Here is a 10,244-nt window from a genome sequence, read left to right as displayed (position 1 = left end):
GATCTAGGCCTGCTCGCCATCGGATCGCCGGTCAAACAGGCCTCAGGGATTTTCGGTGAGCCAGTCATAGGCCTCGTTGATTTTCTGCATCCGCCGGCTGGCGCGAGACCTGTCTGCTTCTGAATGCGCCGCCGTGGCGTAGTGATCAGGGTGGTATTTATTGGCGAGCCGGCGATCGGCGGACCGCAACCGCTTGGAATCCGGCGCCCCCGATAGGCCAAGTGTGCGGAGATAGCTCTCGCGCGGGCTCGGCGGTGCGGGTGGAGGCACTGGCGGCCGAGGCGGAGGGCGCTGCGGCCCTGTCTTCTGTTGCGCCCGAAAAAAGGCCTGTTCGAAACGCGCCGAATAATCGCCCCATACCTCGTCCCTGGGCGCCCTGCTAGCCCGGCCTGTTTGGCGAGCCTCGACTTCGGGCTTGGCTGGAGACCAGGCGTCGAGGTTTTTCAGCATCCACGCGCCAAGCTTCCTGATCAGCGGCCAGACGATGTAGATGAGCACGAGCGCCGCCTGCGCAACAAAAATTGGGAGATAGGACTTCCAGAACACGTCGCACCCCTGTCAGGCTCAACCAAGACCCCCCAAGAGGTGGATTATGCCCGCTGCTGGATAACGGGCGATTAGGAAGAATGATCAAATTTACCGCGATTGACCCTGCCCCCTTTCTCTTGACCTTTAAGCATAAAAATCGCACCCCTCGCCGCACGTTGAAGGCTTAGACAAGTACAGGACAAATTCCATGCGCGTAGCGATGATCGGGACAGGCTATGTGGGCCTGGTGAGTGGGGCGTGTTTCGCCGATTTCGGGCATGTCGTGACGTGCGTCGACAAGGATGCGTCCAAGATTGATCGTCTGAAGAAAGGCGAGATTCCGATCTATGAGCCGGGGCTGGATGATCTTGTCGCCCAGAATGTCGAGGCGGGCCGCCTGACCTTCACGACAGACGCGAAAGACGCCATTGCAGAAGCCGATGCAGTCTTCATCGCCGTCGGAACGCCGAGCCGGCGCGGCGATGGCCATGCAGACCTCTCCTATGTCTATGCCGCCGCCGAAGAGATCGCCTCGCTGATGGACGGCTTCACAGTTGTCGTGACGAAATCGACCGTCCCCGTCGGTACGGGCGACGAAGTCGAGGCGATCATCAGCAAGACGAAGACCGACGCTGATTTTGCCGTCGTCTCCAATCCGGAATTCCTGCGCGAAGGCGCCGCCATCAAGGACTTCAAGATCCCCGACCGCGTCGTCGTCGGCACCGACAGCGAGCGCGCCCGCGAAGTGATGCGCGAGCTCTACCGCCCGCTCTTCCTCAATGAGACGCCGATCCTGTTCACCAGCCGGCGTACCTCCGAGCTGATCAAATACGCGGCCAACGCCTTCCTGGCGGTGAAGATCACCTTCATCAACGAGATGGCAGACCTTTGCGAAGCGGTCGGCGCCAATGTGCAGGAAGTCTCGCGCGGGATCGGGCTGGATGGCCGGATCGGGCGGAAATTTCTGAATGCGGGCCCGGGCTATGGCGGCTCGTGCTTTCCGAAGGATACGCTGGCGCTGACCAAGACGGCGAATGATTACAACACGCCGGTCCGCATCGTGGATACGGTGGTGGAGGTGAATGCGGCCCGCAAGAAGGCGATGGCGGACAAGATCATCAAGGCCATGGGCGGCGACGTCAAAGGCAAGACGATCGGCGTGCTCGGCCTCGCCTTCAAGCAGAATACAGACGACATGCGCGATGCGCCAAGCCTCGATATCGTGCCGGCGCTGATCGAGGCCGGCGCCAGGGTCCGGGCTTATGATCCTGAAAGCATGGAGGAGGCGCAGAAGCTGATGAGCGGGCTCGATTATGCCGAGAACGCCTATGGCGCGATCGACGGGGCGGACGCCATGGTCATCATCACAGAATGGGACCAGTTCCGCGCGCTCGATCTCGACCGGGTGAAAGAGGCGCTGAACAGCGATATCGTCGTCGACCTTCGAAACATCTACTCGCCAGAAGACATGGCAAAACGCGGCTTTAAATATATCAGCGTCGGGCGGCCTGCAGACTGATGCACCTTGCTCCGCGCATCCTCGTGACAGGCGGCGCCGGTTTTATCGGCTCCTTTCTCTGTGAGCGCCTGCTGGACCGGGGCGCCGAGGTGCTTTGCGTCGATAATTTCTTCACCGGCACGCGGACCAATGTCGCCCATCTCATGGACAATCCGCGCTTTGAGCTGATGCGCCATGATGTGACCTTCCCGCTCTTCGTGGAGGTCGACCAGATCTACAATCTCGCCTGCCCGGCGAGCCCGGTTCACTATCAGTTCGACCCGGTGCAGACGACGAAGACCAGCGTTCACGGAGCCATCAACGCCCTCGGTCTTGCCAAGCGGACCAAGGCGAAAATCCTCCAGGCGTCGACATCGGAGGTCTATGGCGATCCGGAAATCCATCCCCAGCGCGAGGAGTATTGGGGCCATGTGAACCCGATCGGCCCACGCTCGTGCTATGATGAAGGCAAGCGCTGCGCCGAGACGCTGTTCTTCGATTATCACCGCCAGCATGGCACCGAGATCAAGGTCGCGCGGATCTTCAACACCTATGGCCCGCGCATGCACCCGAATGACGGGCGCGTCGTCTCCAACTTCATCATGCAGGCCCTGCGCGGTGAGGATATCACGCTCTATGGTGACGGCCAGCAGACCCGCAGCTTCTGCTTTGTCGATGACCTGGTCGAAGGGCTGATCCGGCTGATGGACACAGGCCCGGACGTCACCGGCCCGATCAATCTTGGTAATCCTGGCGAGTTCACGATCAAGGAACTTGCCGAACTCATCATCGAGCTCACAGGGGCGAAATCCTCGCTCGTTCACAAGCCGCTACCACAGGACGACCCCCGCCAGCGCCAGCCCGATATCACCCGCGCCAAGGACACGCTGAGCTGGGAACCAACCGTCAAACTCCGCGACGGGCTGGAGAAGACGATCGACTATTTCAGACAGCTGACAAACGCGTGACAGGAGACCGCCCATGAAATTCTTCGTAGACACCGCAGATACCGCAGAGATCAAGGACCTCGCCGAAACGGGCCTCATTGATGGCGTGACCACCAACCCGTCCCTGATCGCCAAATCGGGGCGCCCCTTTGCCGAGGTCATCGCGGAAATCTGCGAGCTGACCGAAGGCCATGTGAGCGCTGAAGTCGTGGCAACCGATTACGAAACAATGGTCAGCGAAGGCAAAAAGCTGCAGGCGATTGCGTCCAATGTTGCGGTGAAGCTCCCGCTGACGCTGGATGGCCTGCGCGCCTGCCGCACGCTGACTGATGCCGGCACGGCTGTGAACGTTACGCTCTGTTTCTCGGCCAATCAGGCGCTCCTCGCAGCAAAGGCCGGCGCCACGTACATCTCGCCCTTCATTGGCCGGCTGGACGATATCAATATCGACGGCATGGAGCTGATCGAGGACATAAGGACGATCTACGACAATTACATGTTCGAGACAGCAATCCTTGCTGCATCGATCCGCAGTGCCAATCATGTGAAAGAAGCAGCGCTCGCCGGAGCGGATGTCGCAACCGTGCCGACCAAAGTGCTCAAGGGCCTGCTCGATCACCCGCTCACCGACAAGGGTCTTGCCGCCTTCCTGGCGGACGCTGAAAAAGCGGGCGTGAAGGTTTAGAGCCGTCCCAGCACAGCGTCGGCCAGACGGTCGCCCAGTTGCGGTCCCTGCTCGGGATAGAGATAGGGTTCGATCAGTTCGAGCTCCATCAGCAACAGCCCGCCATCCTCGCCGCGCACCATGTCGACGCGGGCATAGAGCGGCGGCGTCCCGAGCATGTTGAGCACAGACTGAGCCGCTTTCCGGTCTTCTTCTGGAGGCGTGACTGCCGCTTCCGTGCCGCCATAGAGCGACTGGATACGATAGTCGCCCGCTGCGGGCCTCTTGATCAGCGCATGTGACAGCGCGCCATCGATGAAGATGAAGCTGAACTCACCCTCGCGCTCGATACTGGGCAGAAAGCCTTGTGCCATCATCGGATGTGCCAACGCCGGAACAGGCTCTCCGCGCCGCAGTCTGACCTGTCCATCCGCCCCTGCGCCGACTTGCCGTTTGAGGACCAGGTCGTCGGTTCCGAGGGTATCAAACGCCGCCTGTACAGACGCCTCGTCTGCCCGGTTCATCCAGACCGTCGGGATAAGCCGCGCGCCTTTTGCCTCAATATCTCTCAGATAGCTTTTGTGAATGTTCCAGCGGACGAGCGCGGCGCGGTTGAAGAGCGGCGTCTTCGCCTCGATGGCTGCAAGGGCGGCAAGGAACTCCTCCATCCGGTCCCAATAGTCCCAGGCGGTACCGATCAGCGCGCCATCAAAACTTGCCCAGTCCGCCCCCGGATCATCCCATGCTATATCTGTCAGTCGCGCGCCTCTTGCCTCGAAAGCAGGTCGTAGGAGCGACATGATGAGATCATGCTCGAACGCGTCTGCCCGCCGGATGGGCGAGCCCGGCATGGTGACCTGAGAAGCAAGATAGGCGATGTGCATGGCGCGCCTATATCTGCCACCCCGGCTTGCGTCCACGGGCAAGGTTTGCGAAGGGCCTCCTGAGAGAAATTAAGAGGTAATCGTGAGCGAAATCCGTTTTGACGTCGTCGGCCTCGGCAATGCTATTGTCGATATCATCGCGCCCGTGGAAGACAGCTTCCTTGACCGGTTCAACATCCGCAAGGACGGCATGACGCTGATTGACGAGCCGCGCGCCGATGCGCTGACGGCAGCGGCGACCGATGCGCGCCAGCTCTCTGGCGGATCGGGCGCCAACACGATTGCCGGCATTGCCAGCTTTGGCGGTCGCGCATCCTATATTGGCAAGGTTGCTGAGGACGCATTGGGCGATGTTTTCCGCCGCGACATGAATGAGAGCGGCATCCCGTTCGATACACCAGCGCTGAGCGAAGGACCGGCCACCGCCCGCTCCATCATCTTCGTCACCCCCGATGGTGCGCGCAGCATGAACACCTTCCTTGGCGCATCGGTGCTGTTCTCGCCCGATGATGTTCAGGAGGAGACAGTAAAGGCCGGCGGTATCCTCTATCTCGAGGGCTATCTCTTCGACGAGGAAGCGGCCAAGGCCGCCTTCGTGCATGCCTCGGAGATCGCCAAAGCCGCGGGCCGCAAGGTCGCGCTCACCCTGTCAGACAGTTTCTGCGTCGAGCGTCACCGCGACAGCTTCCTTCACCTGATCCAGAACCATGTCGATGTGCTGTTCGCCAACGAAGAAGAGCTTCTTTCCCTTTATGAAACGCGCGATTTTGACCAGGCGGTCGACAAGCTTCGCGCCGATACGGGGCTCGCAGCGATCACCCGGTCTGAAAAGGGCTCAGTCGTGATCGGTGAGGGCGAGCCAATCGCGGTCGCGGCAGAACCGGTCGACAAGGTCGTCGATACGACCGGGGCAGGCGACCAGTATGCAGCCGGATTCCTGTTCGGCCTGTCGCGCGACCTTCCGCTGGAGCTTTGCGCCAGGCTGGGCCATATCGCGGCGGCTGAAGTCATTTCGCATTATGGCCCGAGACCGGAAGTGCCCCTGTCCTCTCTGGCTGAAAAGGCCGGGATTTCCGCTTAAAGGCACCTTCACGACTGACAGGTTCGCAAGAATGCCCGCGTCGCTGCGGGTGTTAACGCTAATCAATTTTAAATCTATTTGGCGCTGTGTAGGCAGGACGGCAACGAGGCTGGCCTGTAATGGGAATTGCAGACAAGATTGAGAGGGAGATGCCCTTTCTAAGACGATATGCGCGCGCCGCTACTGGCAATAGCCTGCATGGCGACGATCTCGTCGAACGCCTACTGAAAAAACTGATCGAAGCGCCATGGTCATCGGCTGACCGGGTCTCTCTCTTCAGAGATCTAGATGCCATCGTCGCAGACCGCTCCCGATCCGCGTGTGCAGCCGAATTCGGCCCGCTGTCGACCGATTCAAGGCGCGCGCTTCTGCTGTCCGCCATGGAAGGCTTCGCGCTTGAAGATGTGGCAGCCATCATGCGCGCCGACACCAGCCAGGTGACGCGCCTGATCGCGGAAGCAGAGGACTCGCTCATGGTGTCGCTGGCGACCGATGTCTTCGTGATCGAAGACGAGCCGCTTGTGGCGGCGCATATCGCACAAATCGCAACGCAGATGGGCCACCGGGTGACCGGCCAGGCAAGCACACGCGATTCGGCGGTGGAGTTCTGTCTGGCTCACCCGCCAGGGCTGATCCTCGCCGATGTCCGGCTGGCCGATGACTCATCGGGCCCCGATGCGGTCGCAGCGATTACGCGCGAGCATGACATTCCCGTGATTTTCATCACGGCCTACCCACAGAACCTTCTCCAGGGCGAGACGGGGGAGCCGGCTTTTTTGATCCCCAAGCCGTTCCGCCCGGATATGGTCAAAGCCGTGATCAGCCAGGCGCTTATCCAGAAAGCTGAAGAAGCCAGAGCCGAAGACTAGCGGCACGCAGATGCCGCCCCAAAAAAGAACCGGCGCCGAAGCGCCGGTCTGAAAGGTGGGTGTCGAAGCTGGAGAATTAATGCTTCACATCTCCTATGCGCGGCCTGCGCAAAGCGTTCCAAACTTTATTTCGCCGACATTCAGCCCGCCTCCAGCGCCTCGCGGGCATAGTCCAGCCTGTCATGGCCGAAGAACAGCTCCTCTCCCACGAAAATACTCGGTGCCCCGAAAGCGCCGCGCGCAATCGCGTCATCGGTATTGGCTTTCATCTGCGCTTTTGCCTCTTCATTTTCCGCCCCGGCCAGAACCTGTTCGGGGTCAAATCCGGCCTGTTTGAGTATCCCGGCGAATTGTTCGCGATCCTCGATATTGAGCGGATCCGTAGCGGCCCAGACATGATGAAAGACCGTCTCGATAAAGCGCTTCTGATCGTCCGGCCGGTCGGCGAGTGCGCACGCGGCGCGCAGGGCAGGGCGTGTGTTCATCAGCGGAAAGTGGGGGTTCATCCGGAACGTGATGCCATAGCGCCTGCAACAGCGCTGAATATCCTGCGGCAGGTACTTGGCCTTGGCGGGAACCATGCCGGGCGGACGATTGCCAGTTGCCTGCATAACGGCGCCTAGGAACATCGGGCGGTATTCGACCTGTTTCGTCAGGTCACCCAATTGGTGAGGCAGGGCATGAAACGCGACACAGGAAAAGGGACTTATGAAATCGAAGAAAAATTCGAGTTTGCGGGTCATGGGCCGTACTCCTCAGTGCCTATTTAGAACTGTTCTATCCACGGGCGCAGGTCGAGCTCATGCGTCCAGGCCGAGCGGGGCTGATTGTGCAGCATCCAGTAGGCCTCGGCGATCGCCTCGGGATCCAGGACCCCATCCTCATCCTTGAGCGCGTAGCGTTCTGGAAAATTGTCGCGGATGAAAGCGGTGTCGATCGCGCCGTCGATTATGGAGTGAGCGACGTGAATACCTTTGGGGCCGAGCTCGCGCGCCATAGACTGGGCCAGCGCCCGCAGCGCGAATTTCGCGCCAGCAAAGGCGGAGAAGCCGGCACCGCCCCGCATCGAGGCTGTTGCACCGGTAAAGATGATCGTGCCCGTCTGTCTCGGCGTCATCACGCGAGCAGCCTCCCGGCCTGCCAGGAAGCCTGCAAAGCCGGCCATTTCCCAGACTTTCCGGTACACCCGGGCCGTCGTCTCTGTAATCGGAAAGCGGACATTGGCGCCGATGTTGAACACCATGACCTCTACAGGCCCAATATCCTTTTCGACCCGGTCGAACAGCGCGATGGTCTCCTCTTCCGAACGCGCATCGCATCCAATCCCGACCGCCGAATGGCCCTTCGCCTCGATCTCCTCTATGAGTGGATTTAGCGCTTCGCGGGTGCGGCGCGTACAGACAGCGGTGAAACCGCCCTTGGCAAACCGCCTGGCGATGGCCCCGCCAGTCGCATCGCCCGCCCCTATAATGATTGCCGCCGGAGTCATGTGAATTTAAGTTCCATTTTGGAACTTTAGCAAATCAGTCTATGCCTTGTCATCATGAAATGGAACGAACTTGACGAAAACTGGTGCCCTGTAGCCCGCACGCTGACCCTGGTCGGCGACCGATGGACGCTTCTGATCCTGCGGGACTGCTTTCTCGGCTATTCTAAATTCGAGGAATTTGCCGCCAATACCGGCGCGACACGGCACATCCTGTCCTCTCGCCTCAAACGCCTGGTCAGCGCAGGCGTGGTCGAGCGACAGCTCTACAGCTCGCGCCCGAAACGCTACGAATATGTCTTGACCGAAAAGGGCAAGGAGTTCGGCCCGGCGCTTGTCGCTTTCAGGGACTGGGGCAAGAAACACAGGCCCGTTCGCCGCGCGGCGACCGCCTCTAAAGGATGAATTTCGACAGGTCGCTATTGCCAGCCAGATCAGAGAGCTGTGCCTCGACATAGTCTGCTGTGATCGTCACCGTCTCTCCGGAGCGGTCTGGCGCGGTGAAACTGATCTCGTCAAGCAGGCGTTCCAACACGGTCTGCAAGCGCCGCGCGCCGATATTCTCGATCGTGTCATTCACTTTCACGGCGATGTCGGCCAGCGCGTCAATGGCATCATCCTCGAATTTGAGCTCAACGCCCTCAGACGTCATCAGCGCCTCATGCTGGCGGATGAGCGAGGCTTCAGGCTCGACCAGGATCCGGCGCATGTCATCGCGGGTCAGCGGCTTGAGCTCAACGCGGATGGGCAGCCTGCCCTGCAGCTCTGGCAGCAGATCGGACGGCTTGGCGACGTGGAAAGCGCCAGACGCGATGAACAGGATATGGTCGGTGCGCACCGGCCCGCGTTTGGTCGAAACGGTCGTACCCTCGATGAGGGGCAGGAGGTCGCGTTGAACGCCTTCGCGCGACACATCTGCGCCGCTGCGCCCGCTTGAGCCGGCAACCTTGTCGATCTCGTCGAGGAAAACGATGCCATCGGCCTCGACAAGTCGGATCGCTTCACGCGTCACGCTTTCCTCGTCGATCAGCTTGTCGGCCTCTTCACGGATCAGGGGCTTGTACGCATCCTTCACCGTGGTTCGGACGCGTTTGGTTCGCCCGCCCATCGCCTTGCCGAGCAAGTCGCCGATATTGACCATGCCCATCGACCCGCCGCCGCCCGGCATGTCCATCATCGGCAAAGGATTGCTGGTATCGGCAAGCTCGATATCGATATCCCGATCATCCAGCTCGCCCTCGCGCAGCTTCCGGCGGAAGACCTCGCGCGTAGAGGATTGCGCGTCTTCACCAACAAGCGAATCGAGCAGGCGTTTTTCTGCTGCCTCTCGGGCCTGTTCTTCGACAGCCTTGCGGCGCTGGTCCTTGACCATGCCGACCGCTGATTCAACCAGGTCCCGGACAATCTGCTCAACGTCCCGGCCGACATAGCCGACCTCGGTAAACTTGGTCGCCTCGACCTTCAGGAAAGGCGCATTGGCGAGCTTGGCGAGACGGCGCGAGACTTCAGTCTTGCCGACGCCGGTCGGCCCGATCATCAATATGTTCTTCGGCGTGATCTCTTCGCGCAGATTATCGGGTGCCTGCTTGCGGCGCCAACGATTGCGGAGCGCCAGCGCTACAGCGCGCTTGGCATCGGCCTGGCCAACGATATGCCGGTCAAGCTCGGCGACGATTTCCTTAGGGGTAAGCACAGTCATCAGGATTTCAGGTCCAGTTTTTCGACCGAGAAATGGCCGTTTGTGTAAACGCAGATGTCGGCGGCGATCTCCATGGCGCGCCGGCCGAGCGTCTCTGCATCTTTCTCGTATTCGTAGAGCGCGCGGGCCGCGGACAGGGCGTAGTTCCCGCCTGACCCGACTGCCACGACATTGTGTTCCGGCTCAAGCACATCGCCCGCGCCGGTAATCACCAGGGTCACTTCCTTGTCAGCGACAATCAGAAGCGCTTCGAGCTTCTGGAGATATTTTTCGGTGCGCCAGTCCTTGGCGAGCTCGACGGCGGCGCGCTGAAGCTGGTTCGGAAACCGCTCGAGCTTCTGTTCCAGCCGTTCGAAGAGTGTAAAGGCGTCGGCCGTCGCGCCGGCAAAGCCTGCGAGGATCTCGCCATTCCCGATCCGGCGGACCTTTCGGGCATTCCCCTTCATAACGGTCTGGCCCATGGAGACCTGCCCGTCGCTCAGGAGAACGACATGATCATCGGTGCGAACCGCGAGGATGGTTGTCCCATGCCAGAGCGGCGATTTGTCATTAGCTTGTTCTGTCACGCCGGGTGATGTGGCGTAAGGG

General features: G+C 60.5%; 12 protein-coding genes. 6 read left to right on the top strand and 6 right to left on the bottom strand.

The genetic code is table 11. The annotated features are described in order from the left end of the window. Positions 1–42: 42 nt before the first annotated feature. Positions 43–546: a J domain-containing protein gene (locus WA989_RS05975; protein WP_424339592.1), complete on the bottom strand. Its 504-nt coding sequence runs from the start codon at positions 544–546 to the stop codon at positions 43–45. Between the two features lie 190 nt (positions 547–736). On the opposite strand from WA989_RS05975, the gene WA989_RS05970 reads away from it, so the two are divergent. The 3 genes from WA989_RS05970 to fsa are packed head-to-tail and all read left to right on the top strand — an operon-like array spanning position 737 to position 3,658. Further along, on the top strand, positions 737–2,047 hold the full coding sequence (locus WA989_RS05970; protein ID WP_424339591.1) for a UDP-glucose dehydrogenase family protein: 1,311 nt from the start codon (positions 737–739) through the stop codon (positions 2,045–2,047). After that, entirely contained in the window at positions 2,047–2,994 is a 948-nt protein-coding gene (locus tag WA989_RS05965; protein ID WP_424339590.1) for a UDP-glucuronic acid decarboxylase family protein, read from the top strand. The genes WA989_RS05970 and WA989_RS05965 overlap by 1 nt, the downstream gene beginning before the upstream one ends. A gap of 13 nt (positions 2,995–3,007) precedes the next feature. Beyond that, entirely contained in the window at positions 3,008–3,658 is a 651-nt protein-coding gene (gene fsa / locus WA989_RS05960; RefSeq protein ID WP_424339589.1) for a fructose-6-phosphate aldolase, read from the top strand. Here the strand turns inward: fsa and WA989_RS05955 are convergent. Beyond that, complete coding sequence (locus WA989_RS05955; protein WP_424339588.1) at positions 3,655–4,521, bottom strand: ATP-grasp domain-containing protein; 867 nt, start codon at positions 4,519–4,521, stop codon at positions 3,655–3,657. The genes fsa and WA989_RS05955 overlap by 4 nt on opposite strands. An 82-nt stretch (positions 4,522–4,603) precedes the next feature. Here WA989_RS05955 and WA989_RS05950 point away from each other — a divergent pair, with 82 nt between their 5' ends. Continuing rightward, the gene (locus WA989_RS05950; protein ID WP_424339587.1) at positions 4,604–5,602 is read left to right on the top strand and encodes an adenosine kinase; all 999 of its coding nucleotides are present in this window, start codon (positions 4,604–4,606) and stop codon (positions 5,600–5,602) included. Positions 5,603–5,721: 119 nt separating this feature from the next. Continuing rightward, the gene (locus WA989_RS05945; RefSeq protein WP_424339586.1) at positions 5,722–6,471 is read left to right on the top strand and encodes a PhyR family response regulator anti-anti-sigma factor; all 750 of its coding nucleotides are present in this window, start codon (positions 5,722–5,724) and stop codon (positions 6,469–6,471) included. A gap of 140 nt (positions 6,472–6,611) precedes the next feature. Here the strand turns inward: WA989_RS05945 and WA989_RS05940 are convergent, their stop codons facing one another. Both WA989_RS05940 and WA989_RS05935 read right to left on the bottom strand, forming a co-directional pair. Then, positions 6,612–7,214: a 2-hydroxychromene-2-carboxylate isomerase gene (locus WA989_RS05940; protein ID WP_424339585.1), complete on the bottom strand. Its 603-nt coding sequence runs from the start codon at positions 7,212–7,214 to the stop codon at positions 6,612–6,614. A 23-nt stretch (positions 7,215–7,237) separates the two neighbouring features. Continuing rightward, complete coding sequence (locus WA989_RS05935; RefSeq protein ID WP_424339584.1) at positions 7,238–7,960, bottom strand: SDR family oxidoreductase; 723 nt, start codon at positions 7,958–7,960, stop codon at positions 7,238–7,240. A 54-nt stretch (positions 7,961–8,014) separates the two neighbouring features. Between WA989_RS05935 and WA989_RS05930 the strand changes: the two genes are divergently transcribed. After that, positions 8,015–8,362, top strand: coding sequence for a winged helix-turn-helix transcriptional regulator (locus tag WA989_RS05930; RefSeq protein ID WP_424339583.1), 348 nt, complete (start codon positions 8,015–8,017; stop codon positions 8,360–8,362). Here the strand turns inward: WA989_RS05930 and hslU are convergent. Continuing rightward, a complete protein-coding gene (gene hslU / locus WA989_RS05925; protein ID WP_424339582.1) occupies positions 8,352–9,656 on the bottom strand; it encodes an ATP-dependent protease ATPase subunit HslU in 1,305 nt (434 codons plus the stop codon). The genes WA989_RS05930 and hslU overlap by 11 nt on opposite strands. Next, the gene (gene hslV / locus WA989_RS05920; RefSeq protein WP_424339593.1) at positions 9,656–10,222 is read right to left on the bottom strand and encodes an ATP-dependent protease subunit HslV; all 567 of its coding nucleotides are present in this window, start codon (positions 10,220–10,222) and stop codon (positions 9,656–9,658) included. Before hslV ends, hslU begins: the two co-directional genes overlap by 1 nt. Positions 10,223–10,244: the final 22 nt, after the last annotated feature.

It is taken from the genome of Henriciella sp. (genome assembly GCF_049649345.1).
Lineage (GTDB): Bacteria > Pseudomonadota > Alphaproteobacteria > Caulobacterales > Hyphomonadaceae > Henriciella.
The sequence above is the reverse complement of the archived record's forward strand: the minus strand, read 5'-3'. Positions and strand labels throughout refer to the sequence as shown.